Below are 24172 nucleotides of genomic sequence, written 5' to 3'. Positions count from 1 at the left end.
GGGAGGCCCCGCTGAAGCGCCTGCATCGAGGCGCTACAACAGTCACACACGCTAACAGGTGGCGTGCGGCCTGTGGGGCGGGAGTGTGTCCGGCTGTATCGACTGTGCGCTCAGCGGCCCATGCCGGGCATGCCTTTCATGCCGCCCATGCGCTTCATCATCTTCATCAGGCCGCCGCCGCGCATCTTCTTCATCATGGTCTGCATCTGCTCGAACTGGTTGAGCATGCGGTTGACCTCCTGGATCTGCACCCCCGCGCCCGCGGCGATGCGGCGCTTGCGGCTGGCCTTGCTCTTGCCGTCCATGAGCAGCGAGGGCTGGCGGCGCTCCTTGGCCGTCATCGCGCAGATGATGCCTTCCATGCGGCGCATGTCGCGCTCGGCCTTGCCCATGTCGGCCTGACCGGCCTTGGACGCCAGCTCGGTGGGCAGCTTGTCGATGAGGCCCGACAGGCCGCCCATCTTCTTCATCTGGCTGATCTGGGAGAGGAAGTCGTTGAAGTCGAAATCGACGCCGGACTTGACCTTCTCGGCCAGCTTCTGCGCGGCCTCGATGTCCACGCCCTTTTGCACTTCTTCGACCAGGGCCACGATGTCGCCCATGCCCAGCACGCGGCCGGCATGGCGTTCGGCGTCAAACACCTCCAGGCCGTCGATCTTTTCCGACACGCCGGCGAACTTGATGGGCACGCCCGTGATCTGGCGCACCGACAGCGCCGCACCGCCGCGCGAGTCACCGTCGAGCTTGGTCAGCACCACGCCGGTCAGGGGCAGCGCGTCCTTGAAGGCCTTGGCGGTGTTGACCGCGTCCTGGCCCTGCATGGCGTCCACCACGAACAGGGTTTCGACTGGCTTGAGCAGCGCGTGCAGCTCCTTGATCTCGGCCATCAGCACTTCGTCGATGGCGAGGCGGCCGGCCGTGTCGAACAGCAGCACGTCGAAGTAATGCTTCTTCGCGAAGTCGATGGCGGCCAGGGCGATGTCGCGCGGCTTCTGGTCCGGCGTGGAAGGGAACCATTCGGCGCCGGCCTGGGCCGTCACGGTCTTGAGCTGCTCGATGGCCGCGGGGCGATAGACGTCGGCCGAGACCGTCAGCACCTTTTTCTTGCGCTTTTCGATCAGGTGCTTGGCCAGCTTGGCCGTGGTCGTCGTTTTGCCGGCGCCCTGCAGACCGGCCATCAGGATGATGGCGGGGGGTTGCACGGCCAGGTCGATGTCGGCGATGCCCTCACCCATCGTGGCGGCCAACTCCTTCTGGACGATGCTGACGAGCACCTGGCCCGGGGTCAGCGAAGACACCACCTCGGCGCCCAGGGATTTCTCCTTGACGCGGGCGATGAAGTCGCGCACCACGGGCAAGGCCACATCGGCCTCCAGCAAGGCCATGCGGACCTCACGCAACATGTCTTGCACGTTGGATTCGGTGATGCGCGACTGGCCGCGCATGGTTTTGACCAGGCGACTGAGGCGTTCGGTGAGGTTGGAGGCCATGGATGAAGCGCGGAGCTCTCGTAAACTGATCGCATGATTTTATCGCCCACCTTCTGGCCCAGCGGTGTTGCCGTCGTGGCTTATGCGCTGGCCACCCTCTGGCCTGCACGTTCTGAGGACGCCGGCACCGTCGATCGGGCCATTCCCGGCGCCCTGCTGCTGGGCTGGCTGGCACAGGGTTTGGCCATCGCGCTGGACGTGCTGTCGCTGGACAGCCCCCTGCCGGGCGCACGTTTCGGCTTTGCACCGGCGCTGTCGGTGACCGCCTGGCTGGTGCTGGCCGTCTATGCCATCGAAAGCCGCCGCCTGGGCCTGCCCGGCCTGCGGCGCAGCCTGGCCCTGCTGTGCATCGGGGCGGTGGTGCTGGCCTGGCGTTTCCCTGGACAAGCCTATGCCAACGCAGGCAGCGCCTGGGCGCCCCTGCACTGGCTGACGGGGTTTGCGTCTTATGGGCTGATCGGTGCGGCGCTGCTGCATGCTGCGCTGCTGCAGCACGCCGAGCGGCGCCTGCGTGCAGGTTCGGGCACGGCGTCTGGCCAGATCCCGTCGGGTGTGCGGCCCAAAGGCCAGGCCCTGGGCATGCCTTTGCTGCGGCTGGAGTCGCTCACGCTGCGCTTCGTGGGTGCGGGCTTCGCCATGCTGAGCCTGACGCTGCTGCTCGGGGCTGCTTTCGCGCCCTGGCGCTGGGACCACAAAACTGTGTTCTCCGTGCTGTCGTGGGGGGTTTTCGCCACGCTGCTGGTGGGGCGTGCGCGCTTCGGTTGGCGCGGCCGACAGGCCATCCGATGGCTGGTGGCGGGCTCGACGCTGTTGCTGCTGGCCTACGTGGGCTCGCGTTTCGTGCTGGAGGTCATCCTGCACCGACCGGTGGTGGCGTGATGGGGGCGCTCTTGAAATACCTCCTGCTGGCCCTGGTGGTGCTCTGGTTGCTGTACTCCCCGGCGGTGCGGGGCCGCTTGCGCGGTCAGTCGCGCCACAAAGGCGACGGCGGCAAGCCGACCAAAGCCACCCAGCCCGCTAAGCCCGTCCAGGCAGACCGCATCGAGCCCTGCGCCCACTGTGGCGTCCACCTGCCGGTGTCGGAGGCGCTGCACGACATCGGCGGACGCGTGTACTGCAGCGAAGCGCACCGACTGGCCGGCCCGCGCGACTGAGCCATGCCCACTCGCACGCCTCCTGCCACCGCCCCGTCGCAGACACACCCTGGCACCGAGCCTCTCCCACCCGCTCCGAGTCTTGACGGCGCGAATTCGTGGTTTGGGAGTCCCAGGCTGGACGAACCCTCGGGCGCGGCCAGCCCGCCCCCGAACGCCGGATCTGGCTCCGGCTCCGGCTCCGGCTCCGGCGCCACCACGCCTTATTTCTTCCGCGTTTACCGCGCCTTCCTGACAGCACGGGCCACCCTGGCATTGATGCTGATTTTGTTGCTGGGCGCCCTGTGGACCATGGGCACGCGCTCGCCATCCTGGGTCTGGGGCATGGCGCTGGGCTACGCCACCCTGGCATGTGCGGTGTGGTGGCTGCCCAGCCAGCGCCAGCGGGCATCCGACCAGCAACTCAGCCTGCGCCCCCGCCAGGCCCTGGCCAGCGTCGGCGTGGACCTCGTCTTCTTCGCTGCCCTGCACTACCTGACTGGCAACAGCTTCAACACGCAGGCCCTGCTGGTGCTGCCCGTGCTGATGGCCGCGGTGCTGATGCCGCGCATCATGGCACTGGGCACGGCCGCAGCCGCCACCCTCAACCTGCTGGCCGCAGCCTGGGTGCAGGCGCTGGACGCCGGCGCCATGACCACGCTGATGACGCAAGCCGGCCTGACCGGCGTGGGCCTCTTCGTCATCGCCGTCCTGGCCAACGAGCTGGCCATCCGCCTGGCCCGCGAGGAGCGCAGCGCCCGCGGCAGCATGGAGCTGGCGCGCCAACAGGCCGAGCTCAACCGACTCGTCATCGAGGAAATGAGCGAGGGCGTGATGGTGGTGGACCGCCAGGGGCGGGTGCGCACCGCCAACCCGGCCGCGCGGCGCCTGCTGTCCGCCCGCAGCCAGACACCGGCCGCGCCTTTCCAGTTGCGCGGCGTGCCGGCCTGGGCGCCCTTGGTGCACGCCATCGAGCACGGCCTGAACCGCCCACTGAAGGCCGAAGGCGGCCAGGAAATCAGGCTGCGTTTCGACGACCAAAGCCTGCGCGACCTGCGCCTGCGCGTGCGCTTCACACGAGGCCACCCCGATCAGCCCGACCTTGCTCGCGAAGAAATGTGCGTGATGCTGCTCGAAGACCTGCGCACCGTGCGGGCCCGTCAGCGCCAGGACAAGCTCGCGGCCATGGGCCGCATGTCGGCCGGCATCGCGCACGAAATCCGCAACCCGCTGGCGGCCATCGCCCAGGCCAACGCCCTGATGGCCGAAGATGCCGCCCAGCCCGAGGCCCATCCTGCACAAGCGCGCCTGACCCAGATGGTCAGCGACAACGTCGCACGGCTCAAGCACATCGTCGATGACATCCTGGCCGTCGCGCCCGGCCTGCGCCCACCCGCGCCGGTCATCGACCCGGTGGAAACGGTCATGGCCATCTGCAACGAATGGCGCTCGGCCCAGGGCCTGCAGGCCGGCGAGGACAGCCTGCTGGACACCGACCTGGGCGGGGTGCCGCGCGCGCCGACCTCGCCCAAAGTGCGCTTCGAACCCGAGCACCTGCAGCGGGTGCTCGTCAACCTGCTGGACAACGCCTTGCGCTACCAGTCGGGCCAACCGGGCGCCCTCCTCGTCACGCTGCGCTGGTTGCCCGGCGGTGCCGCAGGCGGCGTGCTGATGCTGTCCGTGGCCAACGACGGCGAAGCCATGTCGGCCGACACCGAGCGCTCCCTGTTCGAGCCCTTCTTCTCCACCAGCAGCCGCGGCACCGGGCTGGGCCTGTATATTTGCCGAGAGCTGTGCGAGCGCCATGGCGCCAGCATCGACTACCGCCAGCACCCGCCCAGCGTGCGCCACCGCAACGAGTTCTTCCTGACGATGCCTGTGGAGCAGACCGGAGCTGCCGCCTACGCCCCATGACCTCCCCCACCGCCCACCGACTGCTGGTCGTTGACGACGAGCCCGACTTGCGCACGCTGTACGAGCTGACCCTGCTGCGCGAAGGCTACGACCTGGAAACCGCAGCCTGCGTCGAAGACGCCTGGGAGATGCTGCAGGAGCGCAGCTACAGCGTGCTCATCACCGACATGCGCATGCCCGACGGCACCGGCCTGGACCTGCTGCAGCGCCTGGAAGCCGCTGGCCGCACGGAAAAGACCATCGTCATCACCGCCTACGGCTCGGCCGAGAACGCCGTGAGCGCCCTCAAGGCTGGCGCCTACGACTACCTCACCAAGCCGGTGGACCTCAAACAGTTCCGCGCCGTCGTGGCCTCGGCCCTGCGCGACGCGCAGGCCCAGGCCCTGATGGTGCGCGAACCCGTTTCGGCACCCCTGGGCCTGCCAGTGCCGGCCACCGTGTTTGCCAGCCCCTCCGATGCCAAGGCCGCCGCACACACGCCGCCCAGTGCCCTGGCCAAGCTCGCAGGCCACAGCAACGCCATGCAGCAAGTCCGCGTGCTGATCGACAAGGTCGCGCGCAGCATGGCCCCGGTGCTGGTCTGGGGCGAGTCTGGCACCGGCAAGGAGTTGGTTGCGCGCGCCATCCACGACGTCAGCAGCCGTCACGCCCGCCCGTTCGTGGCCGTGAACTGCAGCGCCATCCCAGAGCAGCTGCTGGAAGCCGAGTTCTTCGGCTACCGCAAAGGCGCCTTCACCGGCGCCGCCGAAGACCGCGAAGGCTTCTTCCAGGCGGCCCACGGTGGCACCCTCTTCCTCGATGAAATCGGCGACCTGCCCCTGGCCATGCAGTCCAAGCTGCTGCGTGCCATCCAGGAGCGCAGCGTGCGTGCGGTCGGCGCCACGGCCGAAGTGCCCGTTGATGTGCGCATCGTCAGCGCCACCCACAAGGACCTGCAGGCCGAGGTCGCCGCCCAGCGCTTCCGCCAGGACTTGTACTACCGCCTCAACGTCATCCAGATCAGCCTGCCGCCGCTGCGTGAGCGCCTGGAGGACTTGCCCATCCTCTGCCAACGCATCCTGGCGCGCATCGCCACCGAGTCGGGCCTGCCCACCGCACCGGCCTTGAGCACCGATGCGCTGTCCGCCTTGATGCACCAGCGCTTTGCCGGCAACGTCCGCGAACTGGAGAACATGCTGCACCGCGCCGTGGCCCTGAGCGGTCACCCCACGCTGGAACCCATGGACCTGGGCGTCGGCGCCTGGGTGCCGGGCCTGCCAGAAGCACCCGAATCCCTCGCACCGGAGCCTGCGGCATCCGCCCCGTCCGACGCGCCCCCACCGATCACCCCGCTGCCCCGCGACCTCGTCTCCCACCTCGACGAAGTCGAGCGCGACATCCTCGTGCAGGCGCTGGAGAAGCACCGACTCAACCGCACGGCCGCGGGCGCCAGCCTCGGGCTGTCGCTGCGCCAGATGCGCTACCGCATGGCCCGCCTGGGCGTGCAGGTCACCGAGCAAGGCGTGCTGCTGGGCGAACGCTGCGAGCCCGACGCCGATGCCGACTGAGCCCCAGCCACCGTCGCACGGCGACGCCTGGCACGGCGGCTGGCACGCCCAAGCTATCCACATGCCCTCGCCCAATGTCGGGCCGCGCCAGGACGGCGTCGCCATCGACCTGGCCGTGGTGCACTCGATCAGCCTGCCGCCTGGCCAATACGGCGGCGACCACATCGAGCGGCTGTTCACCAACACGCTCGACTGGGACGCCCACCCCTACTTCGACCTCATCCGCGGAGCCGAAGTGTCGGCGCATTTCGTCATCCGGCGCGACGGCCAGCTGCTGCAGTTCGCCTCGGTGCTGGAGCGCGCCTGGCATGCGGGCCGCTCGCACTGGCAGGGCCGCGACAACTGCAACGATTTCAGCGTCGGCATCGAACTCGAAGGGCTGGAGCACACCCCCTTCGAGGCTGCTCAGTACGAGGTGCTGGCGCGCCTGCTGCGCGACCTCGCCGAAGCCTGGCCCATCGCGCAGGCCGTCGGTCACGAGCACATCGCGCCCGGCCGCAAGCAAGACCCCGGCAAGGCCTTCGACTGGCCCCTGCTGGCGCGCCTGACAGGGTGGCCTGCAGAGCGTTTCCCGCCCTCCGCGCTGTTGGATTCCAGCAGCTGAATCAGCGCTTTCCCGAGTTTTTGACGGGTCGCGCTTGCCACCCTGCAAAAGGACGCTATAGTCGCCTCCAGACACTACGGGTAGTGCTTAGCAGCCACCCAAACACCAGATATAGTGTTCTGAGTCATTGGCACCCGGTCACCCCGGGCGCCTTGCACAGCTCGAATCCAGACCGAATTCAGCCCAAACCCCAGCCCGCACCCAGGCAGCACCCCAGCCAATTTTCCGCCGGGTCAACACCCAGCGCGAAAGCTCGCTTCTCAGGAAGGCCATCCCATGCAAACGTCCACGCCCAGCACCCTGTCGTCCAACCCATCTGCGTTCACTGGCGCCGCTTCCGATGCGGCCCAGCAACCGCGCCAGTCGGCCTACGCCGCCTACCAGATCATCCGACGCAACGGTGCGGTCGTTTCGTTCGAACCCAGCAAGATCGCCGTTGCCCTGATGAAGGCCTTCCTGGCCGTGCACGGCACCCAAGGCGCGGCCTCGGCCAGCGTGCGCGAAACCGTGGACGGTCTGACCGAAGCCGTGGTGCGCGGCCTGCTGCGCTCGCGTCCGGGCGGTGGCACCTTCCACATCGAAGACATCCAGGACCAGGTCGAACTCGGCCTGATGCGTGGCGGTCACCACGAAATCGCCCGTGCCTACGTGCTCTACCGTGAGCGCCGCACGCAAGAGCGCGCCAAGCAGGCCACCGAGCAGCAAGTCGCAGCACCAGCGCTGACGGTCATCGACCGCGGCCAGCGCGTGCCCCTGGACACCGCCGCCCTCCGAGCCCTGATCGAAACCTCGTGCGAAGGCCTGGGCGCCGACGTGCAAGCCGGCCCGATCTTCGCCGAGACCCAACGCAACCTGTACGACGGCGTCGCCATCGACGAGGTCTACAAGGCCGCCATCCTGGCCGCCCGCACCCGCATCGAGCACGATCCGGCCTACACCCGCGCCACCGCCCGCTTGCTGATGCACACCATCCGCCGCGAAATCCTCGGCGAAGAGGTCACGCACGCCGAGATGGCCACGCGCTACGCCGACTACTTCCCCACCTTCATCAAGAAGGGCATCGAAGCCGAGCTGCTGGACGAAAAACTCGGCCAGTTCGACCTGGCCCGCCTGGGTGCCGCCCTGAAGCACGAACGCGACCTGAATTTCGACTACCTCGGCCTGCAGACCCTGTACGACCGCTACTTCCTGCACGTGCGTGACGCCCGCATCGAAATGCCCCAGGCGTTCTTCATGCGCGTCGCCATGGGCTTGTCGCTCAACGAAATCGACCGCGAAGCCCGCGCCATCGAGTTCTACGAACTGCTGTCCTCGTTCGACTTCATGTCGTCCACCCCGACGCTGTTCAACTCGGGCACCCGCCGCTCGCAGCTGTCGTCGTGCTACCTGACCACCGTCCCTGACGACCTCGACGGCATCTACGAAGCCATCAAGGAAAACGCCCTGCTGAGCAAGTTCGCTGGCGGCCTGGGCAACGACTGGACCCCGGTGCGCGCCCTCGGCTCGCACATCAAGGGCACCAATGGCAAGTCGCAAGGCGTCGTCCCCTTCCTGAAAGTCGTCAACGACACGGCCGTGGCGGTGAACCAGGGCGGCAAGCGCAAAGGCGCCGTCTGCGCCTACCTGGAATCGTGGCACCTGGACGTCGAAGAGTTCCTGGAGCTGCGCAAGAACACGGGTGACGACCGCCGACGCACCCACGACATGAACACGGCCAACTGGATCCCCGACCTGTTCATGAAGCGCGTCATGGAAGGCGGCGACTGGACCCTGTTCTCGCCCGCCTCCTGCCCTGACCTGCACGACAAGTTCGGCATCGAGTTCGCAGAAGCCTACGCCGCGTACGAAGCCAAGGCCGACCGTGGCGAGATCAAGCCCTTCAAGCGCGTGAAGGCCACCGACCTGTGGCGCCGCATGCTCTCGATGCTGTTCGAAACCGGTCACCCCTGGATCACCTTCAAAGACCCCTGCAACGTGCGCTCGCCCCAGCAGCACGTCGGCGTGGTGCACTCCTCGAACCTGTGCACCGAGATCACGCTGAACACCAACGGCGGTGAGATCGCGGTGTGCAACCTGGGCTCGGTCAACCTGGCTCAGCACATCAAGGACGGCGCCATCGACCAAGAGAAGGTCAAGAAGACGGTGAAGACGGCGATGCGCATGCTCGACAACGTCATCGACATCAACTACTACGCCGTCAAAAAGGCGCGTGACTCCAACCTGCGCCACCGCCCTGTCGGCCTGGGCATCATGGGCTTCCAGGACGCGCTCTACCAACTGCGCGTGCCTTACGCCAGCCAGGCCGCCGTCGAGTTCGCCGACCGCTCGATGGAAGCCATCTGCTACCACGCCTACTGGGCCTCGACCGTGCTGGCCGAAGAACGCGGCCGCTACAGCAGCTACCGCGGCTCGTTGTGGGACCGCGGCATCCTCCCGCTGGACTCCGTGAAGCTGCTGGCCGAGCAGCGCGGCGGCTACGTCGAAGTGGACGACAGCGCCACCCTGGACTGGGACGCCCTGCGCGCCCGCATCAGCCAGTTCGGCATGCGCAACTCCAACTGCGTGGCCATCGCCCCGACCGCGACCATCTCCAACATCATCGGTGTCGATGCCTCCATCGAGCCTTGCTTCGGCAACCTCTCGGTGAAGTCCAACCTCTCTGGCGAGTTCACCGTGGTCAACGAGTACCTGGTGCGCGACCTCAAGAAGATGGGCCTGTGGGACGACGTGATGGTCATGGACCTCAAGCACTTTGATGGCTCGCTGCGCCGCATCGACCGCGTGCCCGAAGAGCTCAAGGCCCTGTACGCCACGGCCTTCGAAGTCGAGCCCGTGTGGCTGGTCGAAGCCGCTTCGCGTCGCCAGAAGTGGATCGACCAGGCCCAGTCGCTGAACATCTACATGGCCGGCGCATCGGGCAAGAAGCTCGATGAAACCTACAAGCTCGCATGGGTGCGTGGCCTCAAGACCACCTACTACCTGCGCACCGTGGGCGCCACGCACGCCGAGAAATCCACCGTGTCGCGCGGTCAACTCAATGCGGTGTCGAACATGGCCGGTGGTGGCTTGAATGCCGCATCTGCAGCACCTGTTGAAGCTGCTCCCAGCATGTCTGCCGCTGACATCGAAGCCGCTGCACTGCCCGCGACCGACATGAAGTTCTGCTCCATCGACAACCCTGACTGCGAAGCCTGCCAGTGACGTCACGATGAGCTCGAAACCCGCATGCCATCGGCCTTTCAAGGCGATGGCATGTGGTGTGATGCGATGCACGAAGGCTGCGATCACACCGATGCGCAGCCTTCATTCGATGCAAGCCCGCAACAACCAAGGGCTCTCGATGTCAAGAAGTGCTTGGTGTTTTTAACAACACCCTTCCATAATCCGATCCAATAGGAAGTTCACCATGCTGGTCTGGGAAGACGAATCGTCCACCTCCTCTTCAATGCCTCCTGCTTCCGTGCCAAACGCCAACAGCGCAGCACGGAACACGCCGTCGTCACCGATCGCTGAGCAGATGCCCCAAGGCATGACGCAAGGCCTGCAGCCGAGCACCCTCGGCGCCGCACCTGCCGCAGCCCGCCGCGTCAACGCCGCCGACAAGCGCATCATCAATGGTCAGACCGACGTCAACCAGTTGGTGCCGTTCAAGTACAAGTGGGCTTGGGAAAAGTACCTCGCCACCTGCGCCAACCACTGGATGCCGCAAGAGGTCAACATGTCGCGAGACATCGCCCTCTGGAAAGATCCCAACGGCCTGACCGAAGACGAGCGTCGCATCATCAAGCGCAACCTCGGCTTCTTCGTCACCGCCGACTCGCTGGCCGCCAACAACATCGTGCTGGGCACCTACCGCCACATCACCGCGCCCGAGTGCCGCCAGTTCCTGTTGCGCCAGGCGTTTGAAGAAGCCATCCACACCCACGCCTACCAATACATCGTGGAGTCGCTGGGCCTGGACGAGTCCGAGATCTTCAACGCCTACAACGAAGTCCAATCCATCCGCGACAAGGACGAGTTCCTGATCCCCTTCATCGAAGCGATCATGGACCCGAACTTCAACACGGGCACCCCTGAGAACGACCAGACCTTGCTCAAGTCGCTCATCGTGTTTGCCTGCCTGATGGAAGGTCTGTTCTTCTACGTGGGCTTCACGCAGATCCTTGCCCTGGGCCGTCAGAACAAGATGACCGGTGCCGCCGAGCAGTACCAGTACATCCTGCGCGACGAGTCCATGCACTGCAACTTCGGCATCGACCTGATCAACCAGCTCAAGCTCGAGAACCCGCACCTGTGGACACCTGAGTTCAAGGCCGAGATCAAAGCCCTGTTCACCAAGGCCGTCGAGCTGGAATACCGCTACGCCGAAGACACCATGCCGCGCGGCGTGCTGGGCCTGAACGCCTCGATGTTCAAGGGCTACCTGCGCTACATCGCCAACCGCCGCGCCACCCAGATCGGCCTGGAGGAGCTCTTCCCCAACGAAGAGAACCCCTTCCCCTGGATGAGCGAAATGATTGACCTGAAGAAGGAACGCAACTTCTTCGAAACCCGCGTCATTGAATACCAGTCGGGCGGCGCCCTGTCTTGGGATTGATCCTTGATCGGCCACAAAGAGCAGACGGGATCCCTCAGGACATGCGCCTCCGGCCCACCCCATTCACCACACCGCGTCCAGATCCTAGGGGGCGTCGGGTGATGGATGCCTGTGTTGCATGCTGCAGCACAGCGCTCTTTGTAACTTGATCAAGGAGATACGTATGGCAACTGCGAAAAAAGTGGCGCCCAAGAAGGCAGCCCCGGCCAAGAAAGCCGCTGTGAAGAAAGCTGCACCCGCCGCCAAAAAGGCTGCAGTGAAGAAGGCCGCGCCCGCCAAGAAGGTCGCTGTGAAGAAGGTCGCCGTCAAGAAGGCCGCTCCTGCCAAAAAGGCTGCAGCCGTCAAGAAGGCAGCACCCGCCGCCAAGAAGGCCGCAGTGAAGAAGGCAGCCCCCGCCAAGAAGGCTGCTGCAGTCGTCAAGAAGGCCGCTCCTGCAGCCAAGAAGGCCGCAGTGAAGAAGGCAGCCCCCGCCAAGAAGGCTGCTGCGGTCAAGAAGCCGGCCGCCAAGCCAGCTGCCAAGCCCGCCGCCAAGAAAGCTGCTGCCAAGAAGCCCGCCGCTTCCAAGCCTGCCCCTGCGAAGAAGGCCTCGGCCCCTGCTGCCAAAACCACGCTGAGCCCGCAAGCCGCCTGGCCCTTCCCGACGGGCAACAAGCCCTGATGCAGCGCGTCCGCCTTGGTGGACGCTCGGCACCCCAACCCGGCCTCGGCCGGGTTTTTTCATGGCCTCGCCATGTGCGCGCAGGGCACGCAGCCCGCATCGCAAAAGCCCATGCCGGATCGCAACAAGGCGGCATGTCGGCAGCGTGTGCGACCACGCAGCACCCCTCAATCAGGCGCTAGCCCACCGGCGAGGCCATCGGTAAAGTCAGTCGCAGGTTGTCGATGCATCGCCCCGATGGCAACCGCATGCTGTCACCCGGGGCCCAGGAGACGACCATGTCCGCCGAACGCCAAGTTGAACCGACCGCCGCCCAGGTGGCCGAGATGCAGACGGCGCTGTTCAACCTGAGAGACGGTCTGATGCGCTTGAAGATGTCTTTGCTGGAACTCGCCAGCATGACAGACGAAGAAGGCCAGCGCCTGGCTGCCGCAGAAATGCAAGCCCTGATGGCACGCTTGCGCGCCTGAGGCTTGCGCGCTCGAACGGCAGAGCCCCTCGCAAGGACCTGCACACCGCTCAGAACCACATGCGCTGCAGCAGCTTCTGACGGTCCACGAACTGGTGCTTGAGTGCACCCAGCACGTGCAAGGCGAACAGCACGTAAAACCCATCGGCCAGCAACTCGTGCATGTCACCGAACAGGGCGTGCAGTTGCTCCTTCAGCGCAGGCTCCAGGTCCATGATGAAGCCGATGCGCGGCCAGGGCACCATGCCGAACAGGCTCATCGGGTGCGTGGCCGCGTCCTTCCAGGCGGAGTCGTGCAGCCAGCCCGACAGCGGCATGGCCAGCAGCAGCGCATACAGCCCGATGTGGCCCAGCTTCGCGGCGAGGCGCTCCCAGGGCGCCAACTCGTCGAGCGCTGGCGGGCGGTGACCCAGGCGCCACAGCAGGCGCAGGATGAACAAGCCCAACACCGTGATCCCGATCGACTTGTGGGTGTCAATGGCCAGGCGCACACGCTCGTCCGGCAGTTCATCGACAATCCAGATCAGGACGATGTTGCCCAGCATCAGCACCGCCATGACCCAATGCAAGGCGATGGCGATGCCGCTGTAACGGTTGTTTGGCTGAGATGACATCCTGACACGACCTTGTCTGATGCAAGCGCGATGATGCCTGCTTAGACTGCAAGCATACCCAATCTGCATGGCGGCAGTTCCTGCCATGCCCCCCAACTCTGAGACCATGAACGCCAGGCTGCCATCCACCCTCACCGAGGCCCTGCTGAGGAACTCGCCGCGGTTCAGCCGTCCCGGCACTCCCTGGCAGGCCGTCGCGGTGCATGGCAGCGTGCTGCTGCTGTGGGCCTTGCTGTTGTGGGCAGCCTTCCAGCAACACAGCGCATTGGCTTGGTCGGTGGGGGTGATCTATGCCGTGTACGACACGGCCTTGCTCATGTTCGTGGCTTGGCAGACCCGCGATCTCCGCCGGGCCATGGCGCCTGCGTCGGCGGACAGCCAATCCACAGCGCCCGCAGCAATGGCCAGCCTGGGCGTGATCGTGGCCGCACACAACGAGGCAGCTGTGCTGCCCGTCACCCTGCAAGCGCTTCTGACCCAGACCGATCGGCCCGATCAAATCATCATCGCGGACGATGGCTCCAGCGATGGCACGGCGGAGTTGCTCATCCGCCAGTACAGCCTGGTGGCGCCCCCACCAGGGTGCCTGAGCGGCGAAAGCGCCACCCACCCCGGTCTTTTCTGGCTGCGGCTGCCCCACGGAGGCAAGGCGCGCGCGCTCAATGCCGCTCTGCAGCTCGCGCACACCGACACGGTCATGACCGTGGACGCCGACACGCTGCTCGACGCCGGTGCTGTGGCCGCGGTCCGCCAGGCTTTCCAGCGCGAGACCGGGCTGGTGGCCGCCACAGGCGTCATCACCCCGGTGTGCGGTGACAGCTTGTCTGGCCGCATCATGGAAGGCTTCCAGACCTACGAGTACATCCGCAACTTCCTGTCTCGCTACGCTTGGTCGCGCTTCAACAGCCTGCTGCTCGTCTCAGGCGCCTTCGCGGCTTTCCGTCGGGAGGCCGTGGTGCAGGTCGGGGGTTTCGACCCTGACTGCCTGGTCGAAGACTACGAACTCATCCACCGCCTGCACCGCCATGCCCAAGCACATGGACTGCACTGGACGGTGCGCGTGCTGCCCCGGGCCCAGGCCCGCACGGAAGCCCCCAGCACACTGATGGCCTTCCTGCGCCAGCGCCGACGCTGGTTCGGCGGCTTCCTGCAGACGCAGTACTGGTACCGCGACATGGTCGGCAACCCGGCGCACGGCAAGCTGGGCACGCGCATGCTGCCGGTCAAGGCGGCCGACACCCTGCAGCCGCTGTACGGCATCACGGCCTTCCTGCTGCTGCTGGGCTTTCTGTGTGCGGGGCGCTTCAACGTGGTGCTGCCGGCGCTCAGCGTCATCGGCATCAAAACCTTCATCGACCTGATCTACCACCTCTGGTCGGTGCGCCTTTACCGGCAATGGGTGGGCGACACGCGGCGCGGCAGCTTGTTGCAAGCGCTGGCCGCGGCCCTGGCCGAACCTTTCACCTTCCAGCTGCTGCGCCACACCGCCGCGGCCTGGGGATGGTGGTCGGTGCTGAGCGGAAAGTCGCAGTGGGGGGTGCAGGCGAGGCACGGGCTGGCCTCCGCCTCGCGCATGCCTTAAGCTACAGGGTTGGGCGAAACCTTCGCCAGCACCCATTCAGCACCCCCCATGGCACAGCACGTTTTACCGAAACTCCTGCACGCTTGCAGCGTGTCCCGTTCACTTGGCTCACGGGAGGCCCTGTAACCATGGCCCAGTACGTTTTCACCATGAACCGCGTCGGGAAGATCGTCCCCCCGAAGCGGCAAATCCTCAAAGACATCACCCTGAGCTTCTTCCCCGGCGCCAAGATCGGCGTGCTGGGCGTGAACGGCTCGGGCAAGTCCACCTTCCTGAAGATCATGGCGGGCGTGGACAAGGACATCGAGGGCGAAGCCGTCCCGATGCCCGGCATCAAGATCGGCTACCTGCCCCAGGAGCCGCAGATGAACCCCGACCAGACGGTGCGCGAAGCCGTGGAAGAGGGCATCGGCGGCGTGCTGGCTGCCAAGAAGCGCCTGGACGAGGTCTATGCCGCTTACGCCGAAGAAGACGCTGACTTCGATGCCCTGGCCGCCGAGCAAGGCGAGCTGGAAGCCATCATCGCCGCCGGCGGCTCAGAAAACACCGACCTGCAGTTGGAACTGGCCGCAGACGCCCTGCGCTTGCCCGCCTGGGACGCCGTGATCGGCAACCTCTCCGGTGGTGAGAAGCGCCGCGTGGCCCTGTGCCGCCTGCTGCTGTCCAAGCCCGACATGCTGCTGCTGGATGAGCCCACCAACCACTTGGACGCCGAATCGGTGGACTGGCTGGAACAGTTCCTCAGCCGCTTCTCCGGCACCGTGGTGGCCATCACCCACGATCGCTACTTCCTGGACAACGCCGCCGAGTGGATCCTCGAACTCGACCGCGGCGCCGGCCACCCCTACAAGGGCAACTACTCCGACTGGCTCGACGCCAAGGGCAAGCGCCTGGAGCAGGAACAAAAGACCGAAGACGCCCGGGCCAAGGCCCTGAAGGTCGAACTGGAATGGGTGCGCAAGAACGCCAAGGGCCGCCAGGCCAAGAGCAAGGCCCGCCTGGCCCGCTTCGAGGAGCTGAGCGACGTCGAATACCAGAAGCGCAACGAGACGAACGAGATCTTCATCCCCGTGGCCGAGCGCCTGGGCAACGAAGTCATCGAGTTCAAGAACGTCACCAAGTCCTTCGGTGACCGCTGCCTGATCGACAACCTGAGCTTCAAGGTGCCCGCAGGCGCCATCGTCGGCATCATCGGCCCCAACGGCGCCGGCAAGTCCACGCTGTTCCGCATGATCCAGGGTGTCGAAACGCCGGACAGCGGTGAGGTCGTCATCGGAAAGACCGCCCAGCTCGCGTTCGTGGACCAGAGCCGCGAAGGCCTGGCCGCCGACAAGACCGTGTGGCAGGACGTCTCCGGCGGCCTGGACAACATCATCGTCGGCAAGTTCGTGATGCCCTCGCGCGCCTACATCGGGCGTTTCAACTTCAAGGGCAACGACCAGCAGAAACTGGTGGGCAACCTGTCGGGCGGTGAGCGCGGCCGCCTGCACCTGGCCAAAACCCTGGCCCAGGGCGGCAACGTGCTGATGCTTGACGAACCGTCGAACGACCTGGACGTCGAAACCCTGCGCGCCCTGGAAGACGCCCTGCTGGAGTTCGCCGGCAGCGCCATGATCATCTCCCACGACCGCTGGTTCCTCGACCGCATCTGCACGCACATCCTCGCGTGCGAGGGCGACTCGCAGTGGTTCTTCTTCGACGGCAACTACCAGGAGTACGAAGCCGACAAGAAGAAGCGCCTCGGCGAAGAAGGCGCGCGCCCGAAGCGCGTGCGCTTCAAACCCATCCGCTGATCACGCACAGGCCTCTCAGCCCGCCCACCCAAGCCCGCAGACTGCGGGCTTTTTTCTGCCAACCCCACCCCAAGGAGGGCTGCCCCCCGAAAAGGGCGGGCTCACAATCGGTCACTTCGGGGGCTATCCCTAATGGGGACGCTCGGGTGGCGCAGGTGGTCACAGATAGAATTTCCCGAGCACTTGGGTGCAAGCTGCACACCACACACACAAACACGATTCTTGCTGGAGACACTAGATGATCGCTCGGATGACACGCCTGCTCACCGCCACCGCACTGGCCGCTTCGGCCCTGGCCATGGGCGGCTGCGCCTTGATCGAATCGAACGTGAGCGGCACCACCCTCTCCATCCTGGAAGACGGCTTCACGCCGCCCACGCTGCAGATCGGTGACGTGGACATGGTGTGCGGCTTCGCCACCGTCAACACCCCGCTGGTGGGCGCGGCCCGCAACTTCTACGGCGACCCCTCCCTGATGGAAACCGTGCTGCTGTCCTCGGCCGGTGTGTGCTCCGAGAACCAGGCCCTGACCGAAGAAATGCGCTACCTGCGTGCCTCGCGCGAGAAGCGCTCTGACGAGGCCCTGGACGCCCGCATCGCCCAGAAGCGACTGCTGGCCCTGTCCGCCGACCGCCAGTACACCGCCTTCATGCGCATGAAGACCAAGCTGGAGCAGAAGTACTTCTTCAAGTACGGCAGCAACTGCCCGGCCTTCAAGCGTGACTTCGACGAGATGGTCTATCTGCTGGGCTCGGTCGCCGGCCTGCAAGCCATGCAAAACGACATCGCCGCCCAACAGACCGTGGGCGTGCCCACCGACACCGCGCCGCTGGTCGAGCGCGCCATGGGCTGCCTGGACAACGCCAAGTGGTGGGGCACCCCGCAAGCTGCGCGCGCGGTGGTCTGGAGCATCATCCCCGGCGGCGCCGAGGGCAAGGACGTCAAGGGCACCTTCGACGCCAACATGACCCTGGCCGAGTCCAAGGGCGTGCGCCTGCCCCACGTGATGGCCGCCGTGGCCGCCCAATCGGGCGACGACCAGCCGCGCCTGCGCGAAGTCATCAAGCGCTTCGGCACGGCCAAGGACTTCAAGGTCAACAAGGACTACCGCCTGATCGACGCCATCGCCCAGGCCCAGCTGCAGAACATCTCTGACCGCATGTGGACCCAGGCCACCGGCACCCGCACCCCCATCAATTCGCTGGGCAAATTCTGGGACGACAAGGCCGGCGCCGACATCGACGCAGACAGCTTCCTGAAATGATCCCCACGGGCGGGGGCAATGTCATCAGACATCCCCGCCATCCAGATTCGGGAATTCCCTTCCCCCGCTTGTGTGGTAGAGGGTTTACCTGAGGACACACGTATCCAGATATAGTTACAACAAGAAGTTCCAGACCGCTTTGGCGGTCATGAGAACCGCCACACCAGTTGGCACTGCCGAGGGCTCTTGCACGTCAAGGCCCTTGTGTTTTTTGCACCGAGGAGACTTCATGAAGTTGGTCAATACGATGGGCAAGATCGGCACCGCTGTGCTGATTTCGATGGGACTTGCTGCCACGGCGCAGGCAGGCCAAAAGGTGTGCGTGTATGACTTGCTGGGCACGTCCGGCGACCTGTTCAACATGGCCAAAGACTACGTGGTCGCCATGCAGAAGCACGGTGCCGCCGTCGAGCTCAAGGGCTACACCGACGAACGCGTTGCCTCGGAAGACTTCCGCACCGGCCAGTGCGACGGCCTGATCGCCACCGCCTTCCGCACCCGCCAGTTCAACGCCGTGGCCGGCTCCATCGACACCCTGGGCGCCACCACCATCGTCAAGGACGGCAAGATCGACATCGCCGACAGCTACGAAGTCGTGCGCAAGGTCATCCAGACCTACACCGCCCCGCAGGCCGCCAAGCTGATGGTCGAAGGCAACTACGAAGTCGGCGGCATCATCCCCCTGGGCGCGGCCTACCCCGTGGTCAATGACCGCAAGATCAACACCGTCGAAGCCCTGGCCGGCAAGCGCATCGCCTCGTTCGACTACGACAAGGCCCAGGCCGTGATGATCCAGCGCATCGGCGCGCAGCCGGTGTCGGCCGACATCACCAACTTCTCCACCAAGTTCAACAATGGCACGGTGGACATGATCGCTGCGCCGACCATGGCCTACAAGCCGCTGGAGTTGTACAAGGGCATCGGCAAGAACGGCGCGATCGCACGCTTCCCCATCCTGATCCTGACCTACCAGGTCATCCTCAACAAGACCAAGTTCCCCGATGGTTTTGGCGAGCATTCGCGCCAGTACTGGCTCAGCCAGTTCGACCGCGCGATGCAACTGATCCGCCAGGCCGACGCCAGCGTTCCGCCTGGCACCTGGATGGATCTGACACCGGAGAACTCCTACAAGTACACGCTGATGCTGCGCGAATCGCGCATCGACATCGCCCAGAAGGGCATGTACGACAAGCGTGGCCTGAAGGTCATCAAGAAGATCCGCTGCAGCGTGAACCCGGGCGACCCGGAATGCGCGACCAAGTCGGAAGAAGACTGGAAGTGATCTCTTGACGCCGCAGGGGTGCGGTTCGCCGCCCTCCTGCTCGGCCACCCCAAGGCCCCCTCTCCTGAAGGCTTGCCTGCCCAGGCATCCTGTTCCCTGACGCCCCATGAACACCCCTCCCTCCCGCCAGATCCTGGGCCGGACCTTCTCCGAATGGTTCTCCAGTCTCCCCGTCTTCGCCCTGCTGCTGCTGACCCTGATCATCGGCACCGGTGAAATGGTCCACGGCCAGCTGCTCAAGCTGGGTGAGTCCATGTTCGGTGACCCGCCGGCCCAAGTGCAGTACTTCATGCTGCGTGCCGAGCCGTCCAAGCCCGAGTGCAATCCCAACATCGACATCGACGCCGAGGTGGCGAAGCAGTCGGCGGCCGTACCGGCCAAGACCGACGGCGACGACATCGACGACCTCTTCGGCGACCAGAAGGCCGGTGACCCGGCCGTGGTGCGCAAGGCCGTCGAGCAGGCGCAGCAGATCTGCAAGTTCAAACACGACTTGTACGAGAAGGTCTTGCAGCACCAGACACCGCAGGTCAAGGCCTACCGCACGCTGGAAACCAGCTTCTTCGGCCTGTTCCAGATCGGCACGGACAACCGTTCGCTGATCCTGCTGCTGATGGTGGCCATCGCTGCCGTGACCACCACGCTGGGCTTCCACCACATCGGCATCCGCCCCGGCCACTACACCAAGGATTACCTGCTGCAGTCGGCCTCTCAGGTGGTGTCGTCCAGTCTGCTGCTGTACTCGACGGTGCGCTACTACCAGATCCTCAATGGCTCCGGCGTGCCGGTGGAGCACCCCGTGCTGCACTACATCTGGATGGCGCTGTTTGCCATCCTGCTGCTGATCAACCTCAAGCGTGTGATCGTGCCGGTGAAGTCCACCTTCGGTGAGGGCGACTGGACGGGCGCCTTCCTGTCGATCCCGCTGTATGCCCAGATGGCCACCGTGGCCGGTGTGTACTTCCTGATCAAGGGCCACGACGCCGGCTTGGCGATTTACATCAACCAGCTGATGGAGCTGCCCAGCATCTTCATGAACCTGGGCCTGTTCATCTGGTCGGGCATGCTGCTCAAGCAGAGCCGCATCGTGGACCTGTTCATGAACATCCTGCGCCCCTGGAGCCTGTCGCCCCAGATGCTCACCTACATCATCCTGATCGCAGCGGCCTGGGCCACGGCCTACACCGGCGCTTCGGGCGTGTTCGTGATCGCCGCTGGCGGCATCATTTACCACGAGGTGCGCGCCTCGGGTGGCTCACGCCAGTTCGCCCTGGCCGCCACCGCCATGTCCGGCTCGCTGGGCGTGGTGTTGCGCCCCTGCCTGCTGGTGGTGCTGATCGCCGCGCTGAACAAGCAGGTGACCACCTCCGGCCTGTACCACTGGGGCTTCTACGTCTTCCTGCTGACCTCGACGCTGTTCTTCCTGGCTTCGCAGATGCTGCGCACCCAGAAGGCCAACATCGAGTCGCCGAGCGTGGCCATCCCGGCCATGCTGCGACAGATCGTGCCGACCATCCCCTACCTGATCGTGGTGGCCGTGGTGGTGTGGTTGTACGAGTTCTTGCTGGAAACCAAGCTCAACGAGATCACCGCACCGACCATCATGCCGGTCATCCTGCTGATCATCCTCGTCTATGACAAGATGACCAACAAGGGCAAGGCCGAACTGACGCCGGACTACGCCAGCCACCGTCAGGACGGCGTGGAGAAATCGATCCGTTACGCGACCAACGAGACCATCGGCCACATTGGCGCCCTGTTGAGCCTGATGACGCTGTCTCTGGCCATGGGCGGCGTGATCGAGCGCTCCGAACTCATGGGCTTCTTCCCCAAGGTCTTCGAGAACCACTGGACCGCCATGACCTTCCTGGTCGTGACCAAGGTGCTGCTGGGCATGATCATGGACCCGTTCGGCGCCGTGGTGCTGGTGTCGGGCACGCTGGCCCCGATCGCCTATGCCAACAACATCGACCCGCTGCACTTCTGGATGATGGTGCTGGTGGCCTTCGAGCTGGGCTACCTGCTGCCCCCTGTGGCCATCAACCAGTTGCTGACCCGCCAGGTCATTGGCGAGGAGGAAGTGACGCTGGCAGACAGCGAGGTCAAGCACCTGGGCTTCTACCGTCGCTACGAGCGCTGGGTTCTGCCGCTGGTGGTGATGACCATCGGCCTGGCGGTGGTGTCGTACGCACCGCTCGCGGTGCACGACTTCCCCGAGCTCAAGGCCATCGCGGACTGGTTCCCCAAACCTCCGCAGTGACGCCGCAGGGCGGCCCCGAACCGGGGCTGGCCTCTGCCGCAACAGCCCGGCTGATGCACCACGTGTCAGCCGGGTTTTTTCATGGGCATGCCGCCCTCTGCGCGCTGGGCCGCGATGGTATGTTCCATGGCATGAGCCCGTTTTCCTTCCTGCGCTGGCGTGAACGCGCCGCACGCCGCACCTGCACGACGACCTTGGCCTGGGGTTGCACCTTGGCCCTTCAGGCGTGCAGCAGCCTGCCACCGCCAAACGCCACAACCACAACCACAACCACAACCACAGCCGCCAGCACGCCAGCAGGAGCAGGACAGGCAGGGCAGGCCCCACCCTTCGAGATCGTCATCAAGGGCGCAGAGCGACAGGCAGGTTTACTGCCAATCTGGAAGCGTCAAGACAAGCTCTGGATCGAGTTGTCGCCACAGGTATTGGGTAAACCGCTGTTCCTGTCGCCCAAACTGGCCACAGGCATCGGCGAGGCAGGGGTGCTGGGCGGCCTGATGCAAAGCCGCTACGCCCAGGTCGGCAGACCGCAGTGGGTGGAGTTCCGCAAGGTGCAGCAACAGGTGCAGTTGGTGGCGGTCAACTCGGCCTACACCGCGGCCCGTGGCACGCCCCAGGCCAAGGCCGTGCAGGCGGCGTTCTCGCCCAGCTTGCTGGCGGCGGTGCCGTTGGCCAGCGCGCCCGATGCCAAGACCGGTGCGGTGCTCATCGACGCCTCGGCGTTGTGGCTCAGCGATGTGTTGGGGCTGGCCTTGCACCTGCAGCGCAACTACCGGCAGAGCTACGGCTTCGACCCCAGGCAGTCCAGCATCAGCCAGACGCGCAGCAGCGAGCAGGCCGCGGTGTTCGAAGTGACCCAGCATTTCGCCACGGCGAGCATCGCGGTGCCCACACCCGGTGCCCCGCCCGGCACGCCCGTGTCCACGGTGCCCGCCGCGGTGCCCGACCCGCGCAGCCTCTTCGTGCAGGTGCACTACACCTTGACACCGCTGCCTGAGCAGCCCATGCCGCGCCGCAAGGCCGATCAGCGCGTGGGCTACTTCACCAGCACTGTGGCCGACTTCACCGACGACCTGGCCCGCACACCGCGCCAGCAGTTCATCAACCGATGGCGACTGGAGAAGAAAGACCCCAGCGCGCCGCTGTCCGAACCGGTGCAGCCCATCGTTTTCTGGCTGGACCCCACCCTGCCCGATGCCTACCGCGCGACCATCACCGAGGGCGTGCTGGCGTGGAACCAGGCCTTCGAAGCCATTGGTTTTCACAACGCCATCGAGGTGCGCACGCCGCCCACCGACACACCCTTCGACACCCTGCAAACGGGCCACGCCTCCATCCGCTGGATGACGAACGCGCAGCCGGCCTTTGGCGCCATCGGACCCAGCCATGTGGACCCGCGCTCGGGCGAAATCCTCGACGCCCACATCGCGCTCGAAAGCCTGTCGTCACGCGCCGTCCGGGCGGTGCGCAGCCAGTACCTGTCAAGCTCGTCGCTGCCACTGAACGGTGCAGCAGACGCGACACCCACGGTCACACACGCACATCCTGCAGACGACTTCTGCATGCATGCCTACACGGCCGCCGAGCAGCTCACCTTGGGTCTGGACATGCTGGCCGCACAAGGCGCGCTGGACCCCGACAGCCCCGAGGTGCGCGCCTTCGTGCTGGCCTATCTGAAAGACACCACCATGCACGAGGTCGGCCACACGCTGGGCCTGCGCCACAACTTCCGCGCCTCGCGCTGGCGCAGCGCCGCCGAGCTGGACGACCCGGTGCTGACCCGCGCCCACGGCAACAGCGCCTCGGTGATGGACTACGCGCCCATGAACCTGCCTGCGCCCGGCAAATCCATCGAACAGGGCGGCGCTCCGTTCCAGACGACCCTGGGCCCTTACGACTTCTGGGCCATCGCCTATGGCTACAGCGCCCTGCCCGCCGAAGCGCCGCAGGCCGAGCAGGCCTTGCTGGCCATTGCCGAACGCAGCGCCGCTCCCCAAGAGGCCGAGGCCCTGGCCTATGGCACCGACGAAGACAACCTGCTGGGCGTGGACCCGCAAGCGCTGACCTTCGACCTGGGCCGTGACCCCGTGGCCTTCGCAGACCGCCGCATCGCCATCGTGCAAGACCTCTTCCAGCGCCTGGACCGCCGCGTGCCCGCCCCGCGCGACGACGCCAACCTGCCGCGCCGTGCCGTGGGACATGGCCTGCGAGAACTGGCGCGCGTCGGCCAGGTACTGATGCGCCAGGTCGGCGGTGTGGTGACGCGCCGCGATGCCCCGGGCAGCCGCCGCGATGCCATCGACCCCTTGCCCGCCGCTGTGCAACGCGAGGCCCTGGGCCGGCTGATCGACCACTACCTGGCCCCGCAGGCCCTGCGCCTGCCACCTGGACTGCAGCGTCGCCTGGCGCCAGATTTCATGGCGCTGCAAGACGCCGTCAGCCTGGGTCGCCTGGACGCGTCCGTGGCCGAACTGCAGCTCAGCCTGCAACGCGGCGTGCTGGCCCCGCTGATGAGCGAGGGCCTGGCCGAGCGGCTGCTGGACAACCGCGACAAAACCTCCGACCGCGAGCCTCGCCCACTGCTGCCGCAAGAAGTGCACGCACGGCTGATGGCGGCCATCTGGAGGGCCTCGCCTTTGGCCCAGGCTGGCAGCGACGCACAAGCCGCCGAGCGCCTGCGCAACCTGCAACGCGAACACGTCACCCGGCTGGCGGCCATGTGGTTGCGCCCCACCAGCAACCGCGCCGATGTGCGTGCCCTGGTGTGGCAGCAAGCCCAGCAACTGCAGCGCTGGTTGAGCTCGGCCAGCAGCCGCGCGACCGATGCCACCACCAAGGCGCACCTGAAGGCCTGCCTGGAGACGCTGCAATCGGCCTTGCGCGCCAGCGTGGTCCGTGGCGGGGGCTGAAGCCGCACCATCATCCCCCCATTGGGGCGAAGCTGAGCGGCGCCATCAGGCCCCAC

The 24172-nt window shown here is 65.8% G+C and carries 17 protein-coding genes; 15 read left to right on the top strand and 2 right to left on the bottom strand.

Translation table 11 applies throughout. The annotated features are described in order from the left end of the window. Positions 1–110 precede the first annotated feature (110 nt). The gene (gene ffh / locus EV672_RS09580; RefSeq protein WP_133608637.1) at positions 111–1490 is read right to left on the bottom strand and encodes a signal recognition particle protein; all 1380 of its coding nucleotides are present in this window, start codon (positions 1488–1490) and stop codon (positions 111–113) included. A gap of 33 nt (positions 1491–1523) precedes the next feature. Here ffh and EV672_RS09575 point away from each other — a divergent pair, with 33 nt between their 5' ends. From EV672_RS09575 to EV672_RS09535, 9 genes are all read left to right on the top strand, one after another. Then, complete coding sequence (locus EV672_RS09575; protein WP_133608635.1) at positions 1524–2369, top strand: cytochrome C assembly family protein; 846 nt, start codon at positions 1524–1526, stop codon at positions 2367–2369. A gap of 11 nt (positions 2370–2380) precedes the next feature. Then, on the top strand, positions 2381–2644 hold the full coding sequence (locus tag EV672_RS09570) for a PP0621 family protein (protein WP_133608633.1): 264 nt from the start codon (positions 2381–2383) through the stop codon (positions 2642–2644). Positions 2645–2647: 3 nt separating this feature from the next. Beyond that, positions 2648–4537, top strand: a complete 1890-nt coding sequence (locus tag EV672_RS09565) for a sensor histidine kinase (protein WP_133608631.1) — start codon at positions 2648–2650, stop codon at positions 4535–4537. Then, entirely contained in the window at positions 4534–6084 is a 1551-nt protein-coding gene (locus EV672_RS09560; RefSeq protein WP_133608629.1) for a sigma-54-dependent transcriptional regulator, read from the top strand. The genes EV672_RS09565 and EV672_RS09560 overlap by 4 nt, the downstream gene beginning before the upstream one ends. Further along, a complete protein-coding gene (ampD, locus tag EV672_RS09555) occupies positions 6074–6688 on the top strand; it encodes a 1,6-anhydro-N-acetylmuramyl-L-alanine amidase AmpD (protein ID WP_133608627.1) in 615 nt (204 codons plus the stop codon). Before EV672_RS09560 ends, ampD begins: the two co-directional genes overlap by 11 nt. A gap of 276 nt (positions 6689–6964) precedes the next feature. Beyond that, positions 6965–9889, top strand: coding sequence for a ribonucleoside-diphosphate reductase subunit alpha (locus EV672_RS09550; RefSeq protein WP_133608625.1), 2925 nt, complete (start codon positions 6965–6967; stop codon positions 9887–9889). Positions 9890–10094: 205 nt separating this feature from the next. Next, positions 10095–11285, top strand: a complete 1191-nt coding sequence (locus EV672_RS09545; protein ID WP_133608623.1) for a ribonucleotide-diphosphate reductase subunit beta — start codon at positions 10095–10097, stop codon at positions 11283–11285. Between the two features lie 163 nt (positions 11286–11448). Beyond that, complete coding sequence (locus tag EV672_RS09540; RefSeq protein ID WP_133608621.1) at positions 11449–11943, top strand: histone; 495 nt, start codon at positions 11449–11451, stop codon at positions 11941–11943. A 278-nt stretch (positions 11944–12221) separates the two neighbouring features. Then, the gene (locus EV672_RS09535; RefSeq protein WP_133608619.1) at positions 12222–12413 is read left to right on the top strand and encodes a hypothetical protein; all 192 of its coding nucleotides are present in this window, start codon (positions 12222–12224) and stop codon (positions 12411–12413) included. A gap of 49 nt (positions 12414–12462) precedes the next feature. Here the strand turns inward: EV672_RS09535 and EV672_RS09530 are convergent, their stop codons facing one another. Continuing rightward, on the bottom strand, positions 12463–13026 hold the full coding sequence (locus EV672_RS09530) for a cytochrome b (protein ID WP_133608617.1): 564 nt from the start codon (positions 13024–13026) through the stop codon (positions 12463–12465). 85 nt (positions 13027–13111) lie between these two features. Here EV672_RS09530 and EV672_RS09525 point away from each other — a divergent pair, with 85 nt between their 5' ends. From EV672_RS09525 to EV672_RS09500, 6 genes are all read left to right on the top strand, one after another. Further along, positions 13112–14608: a glycosyltransferase family 2 protein gene (locus EV672_RS09525; protein ID WP_243738611.1), complete on the top strand. Its 1497-nt coding sequence runs from the start codon at positions 13112–13114 to the stop codon at positions 14606–14608. A 128-nt stretch (positions 14609–14736) separates the two neighbouring features. After that, entirely contained in the window at positions 14737–16401 is a 1665-nt protein-coding gene (ettA, locus tag EV672_RS09520; RefSeq protein ID WP_133608615.1) for an energy-dependent translational throttle protein EttA, read from the top strand. Between the two features lie 250 nt (positions 16402–16651). Further along, complete coding sequence (locus EV672_RS09515) at positions 16652–17665, top strand: hypothetical protein (protein WP_243738610.1); 1014 nt, start codon at positions 16652–16654, stop codon at positions 17663–17665. A gap of 229 nt (positions 17666–17894) precedes the next feature. Continuing rightward, entirely contained in the window at positions 17895–18947 is a 1053-nt protein-coding gene (locus EV672_RS09510) for a putative solute-binding protein (RefSeq protein ID WP_133608611.1), read from the top strand. Positions 18948–19053: 106 nt separating this feature from the next. Next, positions 19054–21207: a TRAP transporter large permease subunit gene (locus EV672_RS09505; protein WP_133608609.1), complete on the top strand. Its 2154-nt coding sequence runs from the start codon at positions 19054–19056 to the stop codon at positions 21205–21207. A 410-nt stretch (positions 21208–21617) separates the two neighbouring features. Beyond that, positions 21618–24116 (top strand): zinc-dependent metalloprotease, encoded by a 2499-nt coding sequence (locus tag EV672_RS09500; RefSeq protein WP_243738609.1) that lies wholly within the window; start codon positions 21618–21620, stop codon positions 24114–24116. The last annotated feature ends 56 nt before the right edge of the window (positions 24117–24172 follow it).

This window comes from Aquabacterium commune (genome assembly GCF_004362855.1).
GTDB classification, from domain to species: Bacteria; Pseudomonadota; Gammaproteobacteria; order Burkholderiales; family Burkholderiaceae_C; genus Aquabacterium; species Aquabacterium commune.
This window is presented reverse-complemented; position numbering and strand designations above follow the sequence as displayed.